This window comes from Bacillus sp. EB V-12, assembly GCF_056158125.1.
The window spans coordinates 155,787-172,376 of record NZ_JBUXJL010000009.1 but is presented as its reverse complement, the minus strand read 5'-3'; the positions used below and the strand labels follow the sequence as shown (position 1 = coordinate 172,376).

Here is a 16,590-nt window from a genome sequence, read left to right as displayed (position 1 = left end):
TTTTTGTAAAGCCATTCACATGAATGGCTTTATTTTAATTTTATATAAAAGGAGAATATATTCTTTATATAGAAATAAGTTTGAGGTTATAAAGCATGATGTACGAAAGGAGCAAGGAAGTGATTAAACTAGAAAGCTTTAAGAAATCTGATTTTAAACAATTAATAAATTGGATTAATTCCGAAGAATTTCTAATACAGTGGTCAGGAAATGCATTCACATTTCCTTTAGACGAACAGCAATTAGAGAAGTATATAGAAAGTGCAAATACACTCGCTTTCAAAGTGGTAGATGAAGAGACTTCAGACGTTATTGGACATATTTCGCTTGGGCAAATAGATAATATTAATAAGTCCGCTAGAATTGGAAAAGTATTAGTTGGTAATACGAAGATGAGAGGACGTTCTATAGGAAAACATATGATGAAAGCAGTACTTCATATTGCTTTTGACGAATTAAAACTACATAGAGTAACTCTTGGTGTGTATGATTTTAATACATCGGCCATTTCATGTTACGAAAAAATAGGGTTTGTAAAAGAAGGCTTATTAAGAGAGTCAAAAAGAGTAGGAGAAACGTATTGGAATTTATGGGAAATGAGTATGTTAGAATATGAATGGAAGAAGTAGCAACGATAGTAATTTATAATTATATTATGTTAACAAAGGGGTTTGGTGGGTATAGTGGATAATAAAACAAAAATAATTTCAATTGCAGCTGTTTCGGGAGGAGGTAAAACTACAATTACAGAAAGATTAAAGCATAAGTTTAAAAACTCAAAAGCTCTATATTTTGATAGTTATACATTTGATAACTCTCCTGCTGATATTTGTAAATGGATTGATGATGGGGCGAATTACGACGAGTGGGTATTAACACCATTAATTCATGATATTGAGCAACTTATACAAAATAATACCTTAGACTATATTATTGTAGATTATCCTTTTGCATACTTAAATAGTGAGATGCGAAAATTCATTGATGTAACTATATTTATTGATACGCCTTTAGATATTGCGATGGCTAGAAGGATTTTGCGAGATTTTAAGGAAGGTACAATAGATGAAATACATAATGATTTGGAACATTACATGACATATGCGAGAAAAGCTTATTTAGAGGCAATTCATACTGTTAAGCCGAATTCAGATATCATATTGGATGGTTCTTTATCTGTAAGTGAAATAATTAATCACGCTGTAGAGGAACTTGGCCGAAGAGAAGTGATTGTCAATGGTTAAATGTATAGAGGAATATATACAAGTTGCTGATTTTAAAATGTATACGAAAATATTCCAAGGAAAGAAGAAGCAGCCTGTTATTATATTGGAATCAGGCTATGGTGATTATTCGAAGGCATGGAATCAAACTGCTGAAGAACTGACGGAATATGGTACGGTACTTACATACGATCGGGCTGGATTAGGCAAAAGCGGGAAGAGTTCCAAGAAACGTATTAGTTCTGAAATGGTAAAAGATTTGAGAACATGCTTAAATCTTTTACAACTGAAGCCACCTTATATTTTTGTAGGACATTCTTTTGGTGGTATAAATGCACGTTTATTTACTGATTTTTATCCTGAAGATATGTTGGGAATAGTTTTGGTTGATTCGACACCAGAAAATTATAAAGAAGCATTTTTGCCAATCATGTCTCCAGAATTTCAAGAAGCTTACTATAAACAATTTGTACATGAAAGTTCTTATGAAGAGTTTATGTTTAGTCTGGGTGAAGCAGATAAATATTGTCAGTCGACGAGAGATATTCCACTCGTCGTGTTAGCTGCTGGTAAAAAAGCTTTTTATTCGCAAGATGCACAAATAAAATGGTTACAATTGCAAGAAGAATTATTAAGATTATCAAACAAAAATAAACTAATAATTGCAGAACAAAGTGGTCATTATATTCAAAAAGATGAACCACATTATATAACAGATGCTGTTAGGTGGATAATTGAAGTAAGGGAGAGAGAAATGTGTACACTTTATTTCAATATAATTGGCAAGTAAGAGATGATTGGTTTAAGTGGTGTGAACAACTTTGAGAGGAAGATTTACTTTGCAAACTGGGGGTATGTTAGAAACATGATTTCAAGTATAGTTGGATTAGTGCTCTTCAAGGAGAAGAAGATAGCGAACCGCAATTTAAAGATTATCAATCGATTCAAAAAGTGAAAGCGTTATCTGATTTATATAAACGAGAACTTGAAGTTTTTTTTGCAGTCATGATCATCTAGCCTAGAATGCTAGCACACTTAAAATAAGCCGTATAAAAAGTTAATCATTGGTGCTTTGATTATATAACGTCTGCGAAATAAATAGTGTGAAGGACAGCTATTCTAACAAGTATTTTATGTAACGTTCGTATATTTAAATTTTTTTGTAATTAATCGAATTCTAATTTTTTAGAAACGGATAATGAGGTATGGGTGGTGCTCTTTTTATTGAATAAAATGAGTTTATTTTTCGGAATTTCCTTACAATATAAAAATTAAAATTTTATTTGTTGTTAAGAAAATATATGAGGAAAATAAAAAAAGAGGGCTAATGCCCTCTTTTTCTTTTAATTTGGTAATTAATCACAGATTGGTATCCCAAGCACTCTTAGAGCTAATGCTACTTGAAGGGAAATCTCTAATCTAGCAATTTCAATACCAGCTACTGAAAGAACTAAAAAAGGTTGTCCGTTTACAAATACAACGCAACTATCCATAGTTAAGCCTCCTTTCTAGTAATCTACTATAGTATATGAGTAGAACTTTAAAGTGTAATAGTTCAATTGTTGGATTTAATAGAATTAATAGATTAACCCATTTAAACTAAACAAACGAACACAACGAAAGGAAACAGAGATGGATGTATGCCTCAAAAAACATAGGTTTTAAGACATGTAATGGGATATTAAATTTATCATATTGGTCAGCTATCTATATGGGCGAGAGAGTTAAGCTTGCAACCAGTTTCAGCAAATTTGCTTGGAAGAGGATGATAGAATTAAAAACCGACTTGCATCTCAAGCGCAAGTCGGTTTTATATATATAAGAAGATTTCTTAATTGAAATCCTCGGATTTTTTCTGACGTATATGTAAAAACATTAAGGTGGTAATGATTAAAAAAATCATTATAGTTTGTATAATTAAATTTTTAAACTGAAGCAATATTGTCCAAGATGTAAGGGCGTCTTTAAAAGCTTGGAGTGCAGAGTACGAGGAAGGATCAAAACCATACTGGAGCAACTTTTTTGTTTCAATAAATGAAATGTTTTCTTCATCTGCATCTAATATTACTGAAATTAGTCTAGTATCTCCAAGTTTTGCTGTACTGACAAAACTATAATTACCGTTAGTTGAAAAACTAGTTTGTAAGCCATCAACACCTTGAAGTTTAATGTTTTCATTAAGGGAATATATCATTTTATTCGTATTGAAAACCTGGGAATCTTTGAAGGTAAATTGGTAAGAGGTTAGTTTCGTAATATTCAATACATCTGGAAAATCTTTTACTAATCGTGCTGCTAGTTTAGCTGAGTCTATCGCTGTTGTAGTTGATTGTTTATTTGTATTATTATTAATTCCAGTAGAGTTTAGAAATGGAGATGGTTGTAATAACTTTAGTTCTTTTGCTTTTTTATTCATTAATACTGTAAAGTTATCTTCATTTCCAGCAATGTGTTCTGCTAGGGCGAGTGCAGAACGATTATTCCCTGCCAGTAGCAATGCATGAAGTAAATCACGAACCGTTGTTTTATCATTCGATGTTACTTGTATAGGGCTTGTTTCTACTCGGAAAACTTCGTTACTTATTTGTACGAAGTCATCTAACTGTATTTTTCTATCATTTAGTTGCTCCAATACGATATATTCTGTCATTAATTTAGATAAAGCAGCTGATTGTACTGGAGTTTCTTCATTTTTTTTATAAACAATTTCACCTGAATTAGCATTTATTAAAATAGCTGATTTAGCTTGAATAATCGGACCATTTACATAAAGATAAAAATATAAAACGATAAGTGCAGTAATAAAAAAAGATAATAATAAAATAGCGAATTTCTTTAAGAATTGCATAAGCGATCCTCCTATTATGACATCAATAATAGTATTGTAAAAAGGAATGCTTAATTAGGAAGAAAGAAAAGGTAAAGAATTTCTAAAGAATTATAAAGGATTATTAAATTGAGGGTAATTATGGAAAAAGTTCAATTTCTTATATGGTAAGAAATTGAACTTTTTATTTGTAATATTAACATTTGTATGGGAGTAGTTTTACAGTGAATGTTGTTTTTTCGTCATCACTATATACTTCAATTGTTCCTTTATGCAATTCGACTATACTTTTTGCAATTGCTAATCCAAGTCCAGATCCACCAGTGTTTGTAGAGCGAGATTTCTCAACGCGATAAAAACGTTCAAAAATATGAGGTAAATCCGTACTAGGAATAGGTTGTCCGTAATTTGTTATATCAATTGTAATCATATTATTGCTTTCATAAGCAGTAAGGTCAATATAGCGACCTTCGCTTCCATAAGCGATAGCGTTTATAATAAGATTTTCAAACACACGCACTAATTTGTCACCATCAGCTAATACCATGAGCTTTTGAGACGGGAAAGAAGGCCGACATTCTATATTAGCTTCTTGAAATTGTATACGGAATTGAACAGTTAATTGTCCAAGTAACTCTACAATATCAATAGGAACAGAATACAAGCTTAATTCTTTATTTTGAACACGTGTATATTCGAACAAGTCATTCATTAATGCATTAAGACGAGTTACCTTATCGTAAATGACTTGAATATAGTATCGCAATTCCACTTCATCTCTATAATTATCATGATGGATTAAATTTACGTATCCAACTATAGAGGTAAGGGGAGTGCGTAAGTCATGTGATACATTTGTAATAAGTTCACTTTTTGCTTGTTCAGCTTGTCTTTCTTCATCAATGGAGACTTTTAATTGTTCAACAATTTCATTGACCCCGATTGCTAATTCTTCTAGATAATTATGATTTACAATAGAAACTTTATGATTGAAGTTTCCATTTGCAATATAACGAATTTCTTCTATCATTTTTTTTATACAAGTTTCATAATAAAGTTTTTTCTCGTGACGATAAAAAATGTAAAGATAGGATGAAAAAATAGAAAATAAAAACAAATAAGATACAATCATCATCCATAAAGACTCTTTAATCCCTTTATACTTTTCATAACCAAAAATTCGAATGAATTCTTTACCGAGTTCGGTTAGAGTAAGTGAACTTTCAATTACACTCGTAACGAGGCGATAAATAATTAATTCAGTAATAGGAGTGAGTGTGATAGCTAATAAAAGCCAAAAAATAAGTTTCCATTTAGGAATATCTTTTAATATATCAAATGCTTCATTTCTCAATTTTATAGCCAACTCCCCAAACAGTATGAATAAATTTTTCTCCATTTATTACTGTTTCAAGTTTATCTCGTAAGTTGCTAATATGGACCATTACCGTCTTATTTGAACCATAACCATCTTCATTCCAAACGCGTTCGAAAATTTCTTCTGAACTAAATACTCTTCCTGTATTACTCGCAAGTAAATATAAAATATCGAATTCAATAGAGGTTAGTTTAATGTACTCTCCATTTACTTTAACTGTATGATTATGTTTGTGTATTTCAACAGAGCGAATACGAATAATACCATCTTCATTCTTTTGCGAAGTAGCATTTTGGAAAGAGGATCTTCGTAATAAAGCTTTCACTCTAGCTACTAATTCTAATGGATTGAATGGTTTGATCATATAATCATCGGCACCTGTCATAAGGCCTAATATTTTATCCATATCTTCTGCTTTTGCACTAAGCATTAGAATTGGTACAGTATTATTTTCACGCACTTCCTGACAAACTTCTAATCCGTTTCGTTTTGGCATCATAATATCCAAAATCATAAGGTCAACTTCATATGTAGAAACCTTTTGCAATGCTTCATCGCCATCATAAGCTTTATAAATGTTATAGCCTTCATTTCGCAAATAAACAGCAAGTAATTCAACAATTTCTTTATCATCATCAATAATTAATATGTTTTTATTCATTGTGTAGTTCCTTTCCTTACAAATCATCAACATTACTATAATATCAAACATTTATGTACTTGTAGCGATGATTCTGTATAAAATTTCATGTAACGTATTAAAAAGGAGTAAAAAGATTAATATCGAATATAAAATAACAAAGATATTTAGATTCTACATTATAATGAAAGGTAGTTATAAGGGGGATTTTCTATGTTATGTAATGATAAATATTCATTTACTCCAACTGGAAAAATAGAAAATGATATTAAAGCTTTTCTACTAAAATATAATAAAGAGTTTACATATAAACATTCAATTCGTGTGGCAAATGAGGCAAAAAAGATTGCAGAAAAGTTTCACGTAGATAAAGAAAAAGCAGCAATTGCAGGATATTTACATGATATTAGTGGCATTTTTCCAAACGAGGAGCGGATTGCAGTTGCTGAAGAATTTGGTGTAGAAATAGTGGAAGCGGAAAGAAAGTTTCCTATGATTATTCATCAAAAATTATCGAGGGTAATCGCAAAAGAAATATTTAAAGTCGAAGATGAAGAGATTTTAAATGCAATTTGTTGCCATACAACGTTGCGTAAACATGCAACGAAGATGGATTTAGTATTATTTGTTGCAGATAAAATAGAATGGGATCAAAAAGGGACACCACCATATTTAATAGAAATAAAAAAAGGATTGGGAAAATCTTTGGAAAAAGCAGCTTTTGTATATATTTCATATTTGTGGGAAAGGAAAGATACATTGAAAGTTATACACCCGTGGCTAGAAGAAGCATATTGGGATTTAAAAAGAATTGTACAGTAGAAAGGACAAGGAAATGCAATTAAAAGAATATATGAATCAAACATTTCCAGAAGTTACATTAGGACCCTACTTATTATCTCAGTGGGAAAATCATTTGCATTTTGATTTCGGAAAAGATAAATATCAAATTGTAGAAGGAACCAACGATTTAAATATGGAATACTTTTCTCAACTATATACATATAATAAATTCTTATTTGAAGACATATTTTCAAAAGAAGATGTAGTGTTTGTAGTGACAAATGTTTATAGATTTAAAAAGGAAAACATAAAAACTCCACAGAAAATAAATGTATACAATAAATATATTAAGAAAAGAGATTTAAGATTTCATATAAGACAAGAAACATTACCGTTTCTATTTGAAGATGAAGAAGCAGATTTATATTGTACATATCAATTTTCTTTAAAATGTCTCGTAGAAGATATTAAGTATGAATCGCTTATACAAGCTGCTAATCATGAGGATTTTTCTGATTTGTATCCTCGATTTGGACGAAAAAAAGAAATTTTTTATCCAGATGTATTTCTCATTAATGCAACGAAAGATATTGTCATGTTTATGTATGATGATAGAGGATGTGAAGTAATTGCGAAGAATAAAGAAATAATACGAGATTTATATAAGAAATACAAAGAATGGATTCCAGATTATGAACGAGAAAGTATAGATAACATATTTAAATGACAATAGGGGAAGTGAAGCGTGTAATGAAACGTATTGCAATAGTATCTGCATGGGAACCAGAACTGACGTATTTGCATCAACATTATCCGAGTGAACGTGTTGAAAAAAGAGCAGCTTGGGAATTTCATTTTCATACTATTAATGAGCTGGAAATTATATCAGTTGTTACTGGTGTCGGTAAAGTAAGCTGCGCTAGTTGTGTACAATTGTTAATTAGTGAGTTTCAGCCAGATGAGTTGTTTATGACAGGAATATGCGGAAGTTTATCAAACAAGGTGAAAAACGGTCATATTGTAGTCGCACTAAACGCAATACAACATGATGTTACTGCTGCTGGTTCAGGGGAAGATGTTTTTAATTTATATAACGGTAGAACAGCACCTATTGAAACAACAAAATCACTTGTAAGAAGAATAAAAAAAATACGATCGTATGATCCGATACATTTCGGTACATTTTTATCAGGAGATCAACGTATTCGTAGTTCGGAAATGAGATATTTACTCCATACTGTATATGGAGCATTGGCAGTTGATCAAGAAGTAGCAGCTTTCGCCTATGTATGCCAAATAAATAAAAAACCATTTCTCTGTTTAAAAGCTGCTTCAGATCAAGCAAATGATAAAACGAAAGAAGAACAAAAAATCTTTAAAATGCTAGCATGTGAAAGAGCATGTGAGCATTTAATTGCTTTTTTACGTGTTTATGAGGTTAATGTAGTAAATAATAGATAGTTTGTTATAAAACAAATCAATAGTGAGTTATATGTAGGGAAATGTCCGCTTATTTCAAATTAAGAGCTGAAATTTATAATAGATGGAATATATTATATGGGTACACGTTGAGTTTAATATAAGCAGTTGGAGGGCAATTTTATATGATTCAATATAAAAGGTGTAGTGAAGTAAATATTGATTTAGTATATGAAGCTTTTAAAGATGGATTTTCAGATTACATTATTAAGATGGAGGTTTCAAAAGAGGATTTTATACAACGTTTTTTGGGACCAGAAGGTAATTTGCTAGAACATTCTTTTCTTGCTTTAGAAGAAGGCAAACCTGTTGGCGTAATACTAGGTGGTATAAAGGATTATGAAAGTATAAAGACTATGCACTGTGGAACATTAGCGGTTCATCCTAATTACCGCGGTATTGGTGTAAGTCAAAAATTATTTGAACTGCATAAAGAAGAGGCGATTCAACATGGATGTAAGCAACTTTTTCTCGAAGTCATTGTAGGAAATGACCGAGCGATTCATTTTTATAATAAGTTGGGCTATGAAAAAGTGTACGATCTTTCTTATTATAATTTAAATGATTTGACTAAAATAATGAATAAAGATTGTAAGGATAGTGAAGTAAAACAATTAGAATTTCCAATTTTTAAAGATGAAATTCAGAAATGGTTAAACTTCCATATAAATTGGCAAAATGATATTGATTATATCAAAAAAACAAATAATGTATTTTATGGTGCATATGTCGATAATGACTTAAAAGGCTCTCTATGTGTAAATAAACAAGGTAAAATTAGTTTTATTTTCGTAGACAAAGATTATAGAAATATTGGTGTTGGGATGAAATTATTACAAGTAGCAAGAGAAGAATTAAATTTATCAAGTTTATCAATTGGGTTTCCTAACAATAATTTACTGGAAGGTTTTCTTAAGAAATGTGGATTTGAAAAGAATTCTTTAGCGCAATATGAAATGTATTTATTACTCTAAGAGCGGAAAGATTTATTCTTTTCGCTTTTTATTTTGCTGTTATGTTGGTAAATGCTCCGCAACTATAATTTATAATGAGAGGGATTTTGTTTATCCTTAAGTTATTTTTTAAATTGTCAATTTCATGCTAATAATTTTCTTTGTATAATATTCTAATTTTATGTAGAATAGATACGATGGGAGGGGATGAAATGAATAATGGATTAAAGTTTAAGATTTTTGAATTGCATTGTCTCGTTCAAAAGACTTATTCTGATATTAAAATAGCGTGTAATATTGCTATTTATCAAGAAAACACTTCTAAATATTTAATTTCATTAGGATTTTTAAATAAATCATATATGACTTATATAGAAGTAAAAAGATTCTATCGCGAAAATGAAGAGCTTGTAAGTGTAGAATTTGATAATTTCTTTGATATGTATGATAAATTAGAAAACGAATTAAAACAAGTTATTTCAACTGAAGATAAAAATCCTTCATTGCTACATAGCAGACTTGATCAGTTTCAACAGAAAGTTGAAAATATAAATGACCTAATAAAAGTATTGCAAAATGCTCGTTAATGAATGCTTTTTTCTTTTTTGTATAGAAATTATGTATTAAAAACATTTTAGGGATATTACATATTAAAGAGGTGGCTTTTGTTGATTACAAAAGTCATCTTTTTATGTTAGGAATAGATTGTATACATTTTAGCAGTTTTATATAAATAATAGAAATTTATACGAGGTAAATATCATGGGAAATAAAAAAGAAATAGCTATAGTTGCATTAACTACAGGATTCGTTTTAACAAGTGTAACACTATATGGAGTAGGTCATGCAGAGGAACCTGGTCAAATGCAAGTTGAAATTCAAGATGATTCGTTCCGTACAGGTAATCTGACACAACCATCAAAAAAGGCACCAGAGAATGTAGTGAAAGATGCACTTAAGGAAAATACGGAGCATGCTTTGTCTCCAAAACAAGTTAGTGCAGAAACAGGAGTAGATTACAAAGTTCTTCAAAAACGTGGTTCTTATGATGGAACTACACTTGTGCGCATGCAACAAATATATGAAGGAAAAGAAGTATATGGCCACCAGTTGACTGCTCACGTAGATAAAAAAGGTATTATTAAAAGCATTTCAGGAGCTAGCGCACAAAATTTAACACAAGAAGATTTAAAGAAACCTATTAATTTATCAAAAGAAGAAGCAAAACAATATATTTATAAAAAGTACGGAAACGATACTAAATTTATTTCTGAGCCAGAAGTTAAGGCAGTTATTTTTGTTGATGAAAATCATGGGGAGGCTAGCAATGCATATCAAGTTACATTTGCTGCTACAACACCAAATTATGTATCTGGAACTTATTTAGTGAATGCTCATAATGGTGAAATGTTAAAAGATATGGTACAAGAATCAAGTTTGAAAATAAGTGAAGAGTATGTTGAATCCGTTAAGGAAAATAAAACTAGCAATTTCACATCATTAACTGGAACAGGAAAAGATGATTTAGGCGTAACTCGTACATTTGGTATTTCTAAACAGACCAGTGGGAATTATGCACTTGCTGATTACACAAGAGGACAAGGAATTGAGACATATGATGTAAATTATAGAGATATTACAAATGAAGAAAGTTATTATCCTGGTATACTAGCAACTAGTGTTTCAACAACATTTAATGATCCAAAGGCGGTAAGCGCTCATTTCTTAGCAACAAAGGTATACGATTTTTATAAAGAAAAATATAAGCGTAATAGTTTTGATAATAAAGGAAAAAAAGTAGTTTCAGTTGTACATGCATGGGATTCTGGAGGAACAAATGATCCTGAAAATTGGGAGAATGCATTTAGTACTAATATTAATAACATTAGTATGCTTTTATATGGAGATCCTATGGTAAAAGCGTTCGATATAGCCGGTCATGAATTTACACATGCAGTTACATCAAGTGAATCTAACCTTGAATTTTCAGGAGAATCTGGGGCAATTAACGAGGCATTATCGGATATTATGGGAACGGCTATAGAGAAATACATAAATAATGGGGAATTTAACTGGACAATAGGAGAACAAACTGGATCGACTTTTCGTAATATGAAAAATCCAACTGCAATTAATTTTTCAGAAGGACTACCGTATCCTGATGATTATAGTAAATATAATGATTTAAATGGAGAGGATTATGGAGGCGTTCATTTTAACTCAAGTATTATTAATAAAGTTGCGTATTTAATTGCACAAGGTGGTACTCATAACGGTGTAAATGTAAATGGTATTGGTGAAGATAGAATGTTTGATATTTTCTATTATGCAAATACTGATGAATTAAATATGACTTCTAATTTCTCTGAATTGAAATTGGCATGCCTTAAAGTGGCAACTAATAAATATGGAGCGAACTCAATTGAAGTTCAAGCAGTCCAAAATGCTTTTGATGCGGCAAAAATTACAGGAACGGTGAAAGAAAACGAAAAAACAGCAGAAAACCAAGCTCCAGAGTTAACTGTACCGTTTACGATTACACTACGTGTAGGTGATACGTTTGATCCAATGAGAAATGTAAAAGCTGTTGATAAAGAAGAGGGTGATTTAACAAATAAAGTAAAGCATAAAGGCGATGTAGATACTTCAAAACCAGGTACATACATTGTGGAATACTTGGTCGTTGATTCCCAAGGGAGAAATACAACGGCTAGACAGACTGTAATTGTAGAGGGAAATGGAGAAACATCAGATTTAGAACCTAAATTAACAGTGCCTGTTGGAGCGACAATTCATGTAGGAGATTCATTTGTTCCAATGGCAGAAGTATTAGCTATCGATAAAGAAGACGGTGATCTCACTTCTAAAATCAAAGTTGATGGTGAAGTAGATACAACTAAAGCCGGTACTTACGTATTAACGTACACGGTTACAGATTCTAAAGGTCATGAAGTAACGGCGAAGCAAACTGTAACGGTCAAAGTTAGAGAAGAAGTTAAAAATGATAAACCAATACTAAAAGTACCTGCTACAACTTCAATTACTGAGGGTGATCAATTTGATCCATTGGTAGGGGTATCAGCTACTGATAAAGAGGACGGTGACCTTATTTCTAAAGTAGCGTATGAAGGAACTATAGATACAACTAAAGCTGGTACTTATGAAATAATATATAGTGTTAGAGATTCCGTGGGTAATGAGGTAAATGCAATACAAAAAGTATTAGTGAAAGATAAAGAAACTAGCAAAGCTAATGGCCTTGCTAATAAGGAAAATAAGAGTAATATCTCAAACAACAGTAATAGCGATAAAAAAGAATATACATATAAGGAGCTTCCAAAGACGGGTGTAAGTACAACTAACAGTGCAGCAATCGGCATATTGATGATTATTACAGGCACAGTACTCACTTTTGTTCGCAAATTTAGAAAGATACAAAAATAATAGTAGGGATCATTCGTTTGAAGAAAAGAGTTCATTATTCAAAAGAAATAAAGTAGAAAGTAAGTAAAACAAAATATGGATTTTTTACTTAATAAGATTTTAGTAGTTAAGCGGTGCATTTGGCTTCTATAAAAATTTGTAGTTGGATCATGTTCTGTCTACAAAACTACATTACATAAAAAACACGTTACTATTCTCATTAAAATAAAAGAATAGTAACGTGTTTTTTGGTTTGGAAAAAGCATAAATCCTATAGTTCATGAATCTGGGAGTGCTTCTAATCTGTCATTGATGAGTTACTGAAAACATTTTGTTTTAATGGAAGTTTCACTCTAAATAACAACATGAGATTTTCGATATTTACCAGGTGTTTCATTGGTGAATTTTTTAAAAATTTTAGTGAAATAACTTTGATCGCTAAAATTAAGCGAAGCGCATATGTCTGATAAAGGATAGGTGGTGAAAGTTAATAATTTCTTTGCTTCTTCGATTCGTTCACGTTGAATGTACTCAATTAATGAAATACCGACTTCTTTTTTAAATAATATAGATAAATAATCTGAATTCACATTTGCAAATTTAGCAAGTTGTTTAACAGATATTGGATTGTAAATATTTTTAAAAATGTAGTTTTTACAAATAGCAATAGTCTGTGAATATTGCTGTGTTTTTTGTGCCTTTACACGGTCTGCAAAGGTACAAAAAGCATTTTTTAATAAATCCCAAACAGATTCTTTGTCTTTTGAATCTTCTGTTCTTTGAATATGTAAATCATAAATTTTGTAAGCAATCCCAGATGGAAGTCCCCCTTTTATCGCATATCTAGTAGCGAGCGTGATGGATGAAATACAAATGTTTTTATGACGTCTTAATTGATGGAATGAAGATAAAGATGAAAGAGTCTCTTGTTGGAATTCGTAATAATATTTGAGTACGGTTTCTTTATCCCCTTCTTCTATAGAACTAAGTAGTTGCTGCTCTATATATAAATTATGATAAATAGATTCGTCTTTTTGCATTGAAATATATACATCTTCGTTTAAGATGCTGCTATGACTTATATGAAGTGAGTCACTGTTATTTGAAAAGGTGCTTACATCTGAATTTTTTTTATAGAGAATGTTATAGAACAATATCGCTATATTTACAAAGAAATTTTGATCTTTGACTGACAATGAAAAATAATGGTCTCTTGTTCTTTTATAATTTGGAATAAAATTAAGGTTACTATCCGCTTTATTTGTAGAAAAATTTACATGTGTCAAGGGCCCAATAATAACAGTACCGTTCACCATATAATCGCTCTTTATGTGAATTAAAATAAAGTGCCCTAGATATTCGTGAGTTCTGAAGATGGGGGAATTATATGTATCATTTCTCTGAAAAAGCATATGTAACTGTTCTATTTTTGATGTATATAACGAATGTGAATCATTTTTTGATTTAAATTCTAAAAGAATATTTTTGTTACAATCTAAAAAATAAACTGGAATTTCTAAAGATTGAAAAAACATATTGCAAATGTACTCTATCTCAACTAGACTGAGTTTTTTAGTCATATTCTTCCTCCTTACAGTTATGCGTAATAGTTAAATAAACATATATTCCTTTTTCATAAGTAGATACGGAAAACCTTTATCAATAAAAAATATAAATAAAAGTTATAAACTTCTAAGAATAATACCATAATTTAACATGGATAGCACATATTATTTGAATATACAGGTAATAGTTTTGGACGGTAACGTAAAATATGAATCGTCACACTTATTTGTTGGTTATTACTTATATGTATTAAAAAATGATTAAGATTGGATTTTAAATAGGGATAGGAAGTGAGAAATGAATAGATTGACAGTAAGTGACTAGTCGAAATTAGCAGTGAAAGCTATTATGTAACAAATGTAATGATTCTTGAAATAGGGATATACGTGTAATTTAGGGGAGAAAATTACATATATCATGTGGAGAGACAACGTAATAATAGAAGATAAGAAAAGTGAATAAGTGATTGTAAACAATGGATTGTTGGACGACTATGTTTTATGTTATTCGTTTAAATCTGATACTTGGCACACTATTGCTTTTAAGAAGGTAATAGTAATAAAGAAATTTTTAAAATGATAGAAGTAGTAAAGGGGATAAGAGAAATGAAAAAAATATTTAGTGTGCTTTTAGTGTTATTCTTAACATTTTCTACATGGTCTAGTGTATTAGTAAAGGCAGATTCACCATCTAAAGGTACTTTAACGATTCATAAGTATGAACAAGAAAAAGATGGAGCGCAGGGACTAGAAGGTGACGGTTCTGCAAATCAAGAGGTGCCAAAAGATGTGAAACCATTAAAAGGTGTAACGTTTGAAGTGAAAAGGGTTGCTTCTTTTGAAAAAATTTCAAACGATGGGAAAATCGTAAAAGAAGACGTGAAACCTGTAATGGGAGCCACTCCAAATCAAGTAGTAACAGATGATAACGGACAAGCTGTATTAAAAGATCTTCCGCTAGGACGTTATGAGGTGAAAGAAGTGGCAGGACCTCCACATGTTAATCTAAATCCCAATACGTATACAGTGGATATCCCATTAACGAATAAAGAGGGTAAGGTGCTAAACTATGATGTTCACATGTATCCCAAAAATGAGATTAAACGTGGTGCAGTGGATTTAATAAAAACTGGTGTAAATGAAAAAGCATTAGCAGGTGCAGTATTCTCTTTATTTAAAAAAGACGGTACAGAAGTGAAAAAAGAGTTAGCAACAGATGCTAATGGCCATATCCGAGTGCAAGGATTGGAGTATGGAGAATACTATTTCCAAGAAACAAAAGCTCCGAAAGGCTATGTAATAGATCCAACTAAACGTGAGTTTTTTGTTAAGAACTCCGGAACAATTAATGAAGATGGAACTATTACTTCTGGTACAGTAGTTAAAATAGAAGTGAAAAACTATGAAGAACCAACAATTGATAAAAAAATTAACGGAAAATTGGAAGCGTTACCAATAAATCCGTTAACTAATTATAATTATGATATTAAAACATTAATTCCAGAAGACATTAAGGAATACAAAAAATATGTGGTAACAGATACTTTGGATAATCGTTTAGTGATTCAAGGAAAGCCAATCGTGAAAATTGATGGAGCAGAAGTAAATGCAAACGTTGTTGAGGTAGCTATAGAAGGTCAAAAAGTAACAGCTACAGTAAAAGATTTCACAAAATTAGATGGTAAAAAAGAATTTCATTTGCAAATTAAATCCCAAGTAAAAGAAGGAGTACCATCTGGTTCGGAAATTTTAAATACAGCAAAAATACATTTTACAAATAAAAATGATGTAATTGGAGAAAAGGAATCTAAACCTGTAGTTGTTATTCCGACAACTGGAATAATTGAGTTAACAAAAATTGATAGTGCTAATAAGAATAAATTAAAAGGTGCAGAGTTTGTACTTAAAGATAATAATGGAAAAATAGTTGTCGTAGCAGGAAAAGAAGTAACAGGTGTATCAGATGAAAATGGTGTTATTAAATGGTCTAACATTCCATATGGAGACTATCAAATTTTTGAAACGAAAGCACCAACATATACAAAAGAAGATGGTACAAAAGCATCTTATCAATTATTAAAAGACCCCATTGATGTAAAGATTAGTGAAAATAATCAAACGGTTAAATTGACGATTGAAAATAATAAAAGTGGATGGATTCTTCCGGTAACGGGTGGCATAGGAACGACTCTTTTTACTGTAATAGGCCTTACGTTAATGCTTACAGCGGCATTTGTTTTCTTTAGAAAAAAGTTTGCTAGAAATTAAGATTTTAGGAACATGTAACTATGGGAAAAGGGGAGAAGCAAAATGCTTCCC

The 16,590-nt window shown here is 30.9% G+C and carries 15 protein-coding genes and 2 pseudogenes; 12 read left to right on the top strand and 5 right to left on the bottom strand.

Annotated elements, in window-relative coordinates:
• The first annotated feature begins 95 nt into the window (after positions 1-95).
• From ACZDYH_RS23745 to ACZDYH_RS23730, 4 genes and pseudogenes are all read left to right on the top strand, one after another.
• A complete protein-coding gene (locus ACZDYH_RS23745) occupies positions 96-629 on the top strand; it encodes a GNAT family N-acetyltransferase (protein ID WP_000990082.1) in 534 nt (177 codons plus the stop codon).
• 45 nt (positions 630-674) lie between these two features.
• On the top strand, positions 675-1,244 hold the full coding sequence (locus ACZDYH_RS23740) for a nucleoside/nucleotide kinase family protein (protein WP_000513268.1): 570 nt from the start codon (positions 675-677) through the stop codon (positions 1,242-1,244).
• Positions 1,237-2,013, top strand: coding sequence for an alpha/beta fold hydrolase (locus ACZDYH_RS23735; protein WP_000237651.1), 777 nt, complete (start codon positions 1,237-1,239; stop codon positions 2,011-2,013). Before ACZDYH_RS23740 ends, ACZDYH_RS23735 begins: the two co-directional genes overlap by 8 nt.
• Positions 1,980-2,228: pseudogene (locus ACZDYH_RS23730) on the top strand (DinB family protein); the annotation flags it as partial. The gene ACZDYH_RS23735 and the pseudogene ACZDYH_RS23730, both read left to right, overlap by 34 nt.
• A 350-nt stretch (positions 2,229-2,578) precedes the next feature.
• On the opposite strand, the gene ACZDYH_RS23725 reads toward ACZDYH_RS23730, so the two are convergent.
• Complete coding sequence (locus ACZDYH_RS23725; protein WP_000376554.1) at positions 2,579-2,716, bottom strand: DUF3956 domain-containing protein; 138 nt, start codon at positions 2,714-2,716, stop codon at positions 2,579-2,581.
• Positions 2,717-2,881: 165 nt separating this feature from the next.
• Between ACZDYH_RS23725 and ACZDYH_RS23720 the strand changes: the two are divergent.
• Positions 2,882-2,992 (top strand): annotated as a pseudogene (locus ACZDYH_RS23720) (DinB family protein); the annotation flags it as partial.
• Between the two features lie 62 nt (positions 2,993-3,054).
• Here ACZDYH_RS23720 and ACZDYH_RS23715 read toward each other — a convergent pair.
• The 3 genes from ACZDYH_RS23715 to ACZDYH_RS23705 form a co-directional block, all read right to left on the bottom strand.
• Positions 3,055-4,071: a D-alanyl-D-alanine carboxypeptidase family protein gene (locus ACZDYH_RS23715; protein ID WP_197324116.1), complete on the bottom strand. Its 1,017-nt coding sequence runs from the start codon at positions 4,069-4,071 to the stop codon at positions 3,055-3,057.
• 175 nt (positions 4,072-4,246) lie between these two features.
• On the bottom strand, positions 4,247-5,404 hold the full coding sequence (locus ACZDYH_RS23710) for a sensor histidine kinase (protein WP_001243307.1): 1,158 nt from the start codon (positions 5,402-5,404) through the stop codon (positions 4,247-4,249).
• Positions 5,394-6,089 (bottom strand): response regulator transcription factor, encoded by a 696-nt coding sequence (locus ACZDYH_RS23705; RefSeq protein WP_001038807.1) that lies wholly within the window; start codon positions 6,087-6,089, stop codon positions 5,394-5,396. Before ACZDYH_RS23705 ends, ACZDYH_RS23710 begins: the two co-directional genes overlap by 11 nt.
• A gap of 192 nt (positions 6,090-6,281) precedes the next feature.
• Here ACZDYH_RS23705 and yqeK point away from each other — a divergent pair, with 192 nt between their 5' ends.
• The 6 genes from yqeK (at position 6,282) to ACZDYH_RS23675 (ending at position 12,727) form a co-directional block, all read left to right on the top strand.
• Complete coding sequence (gene yqeK / locus ACZDYH_RS23700) at positions 6,282-6,890, top strand: bis(5'-nucleosyl)-tetraphosphatase (symmetrical) YqeK (RefSeq protein WP_000882449.1); 609 nt, start codon at positions 6,282-6,284, stop codon at positions 6,888-6,890.
• 13 nt (positions 6,891-6,903) lie between these two features.
• Entirely contained in the window at positions 6,904-7,578 is a 675-nt protein-coding gene (locus tag ACZDYH_RS23695) for a DUF3885 domain-containing protein (protein ID WP_001176116.1), read from the top strand.
• Positions 7,575-8,312, top strand: a complete 738-nt coding sequence (gene mtnN, locus ACZDYH_RS23690; RefSeq protein WP_001987381.1) for a 5'-methylthioadenosine/S-adenosylhomocysteine nucleosidase — start codon at positions 7,575-7,577, stop codon at positions 8,310-8,312. The genes ACZDYH_RS23695 and mtnN overlap by 4 nt, the downstream gene beginning before the upstream one ends.
• Positions 8,313-8,455: 143 nt before the next feature.
• Positions 8,456-9,304: a GNAT family N-acetyltransferase gene (locus ACZDYH_RS23685; RefSeq protein WP_474887308.1), complete on the top strand. Its 849-nt coding sequence runs from the start codon at positions 8,456-8,458 to the stop codon at positions 9,302-9,304.
• A 191-nt stretch (positions 9,305-9,495) separates the two neighbouring features.
• Positions 9,496-9,870 carry a hypothetical protein gene (locus ACZDYH_RS23680; protein WP_474887306.1) on the top strand — a complete coding sequence of 125 codons (375 nt, stop codon included), beginning with the start codon at positions 9,496-9,498 and terminating at the stop codon, positions 9,868-9,870.
• A 175-nt stretch (positions 9,871-10,045) separates the two neighbouring features.
• On the top strand, positions 10,046-12,727 hold the full coding sequence (locus ACZDYH_RS23675) for a M4 family metallopeptidase (protein WP_474887304.1): 2,682 nt from the start codon (positions 10,046-10,048) through the stop codon (positions 12,725-12,727).
• A gap of 332 nt (positions 12,728-13,059) precedes the next feature.
• Here ACZDYH_RS23675 and ACZDYH_RS23670 read toward each other — a convergent pair whose 3' ends face one another.
• Positions 13,060-14,286 carry an AraC family transcriptional regulator gene (locus ACZDYH_RS23670; RefSeq protein ID WP_474887302.1) on the bottom strand — a complete coding sequence of 409 codons (1,227 nt, stop codon included), beginning with the start codon at positions 14,284-14,286 and terminating at the stop codon, positions 13,060-13,062.
• Positions 14,287-14,877: 591 nt separating this feature from the next.
• Here ACZDYH_RS23670 and ACZDYH_RS23665 point away from each other — a divergent pair.
• Positions 14,878-16,539, top strand: a complete 1,662-nt coding sequence (locus ACZDYH_RS23665) for a SpaA isopeptide-forming pilin-related protein (protein ID WP_000719304.1) — start codon at positions 14,878-14,880, stop codon at positions 16,537-16,539.
• Positions 16,540-16,590: the final 51 nt, after the last annotated feature.

Coding starts and splice junctions, on each gene's coding strand:
- ACZDYH_RS23745 (WP_000990082.1), top strand. CDS start 96: ATGATGTACGAAAGGAGCAAGGAAGTGATTAAACTAGAAAGCTTTAAG.
- ACZDYH_RS23675 (WP_474887304.1), top strand. CDS start 10,046: ATGGGAAATAAAAAAGAAATAGCTATAGTTGCATTAACTACAGGATTC.
- ACZDYH_RS23735 (WP_000237651.1), top strand. CDS start 1,237: ATGGTTAAATGTATAGAGGAATATATACAAGTTGCTGATTTTAAAATG.
- mtnN (WP_001987381.1), top strand. CDS start 7,575: ATGACAATAGGGGAAGTGAAGCGTGTAATGAAACGTATTGCAATAGTA.
- ACZDYH_RS23670 (WP_474887302.1), bottom strand. CDS start 14,286: ATGACTAAAAAACTCAGTCTAGTTGAGATAGAGTACATTTGCAATATG.
- ACZDYH_RS23665 (WP_000719304.1), top strand. CDS start 14,878: ATGAAAAAAATATTTAGTGTGCTTTTAGTGTTATTCTTAACATTTTCT.
- ACZDYH_RS23680 (WP_474887306.1), top strand. CDS start 9,496: ATGAATAATGGATTAAAGTTTAAGATTTTTGAATTGCATTGTCTCGTT.
- ACZDYH_RS23685 (WP_474887308.1), top strand. CDS start 8,456: ATGATTCAATATAAAAGGTGTAGTGAAGTAAATATTGATTTAGTATAT.
- yqeK (WP_000882449.1), top strand. CDS start 6,282: ATGTTATGTAATGATAAATATTCATTTACTCCAACTGGAAAAATAGAA.
- ACZDYH_RS23705 (WP_001038807.1), bottom strand. CDS start 6,089: ATGAATAAAAACATATTAATTATTGATGATGATAAAGAAATTGTTGAA.
- ACZDYH_RS23725 (WP_000376554.1), bottom strand. CDS start 2,716: ATGGATAGTTGCGTTGTATTTGTAAACGGACAACCTTTTTTAGTTCTT.
- ACZDYH_RS23715 (WP_197324116.1), bottom strand. CDS start 4,071: ATGCAATTCTTAAAGAAATTCGCTATTTTATTATTATCTTTTTTTATT.
- ACZDYH_RS23695 (WP_001176116.1), top strand. CDS start 6,904: ATGCAATTAAAAGAATATATGAATCAAACATTTCCAGAAGTTACATTA.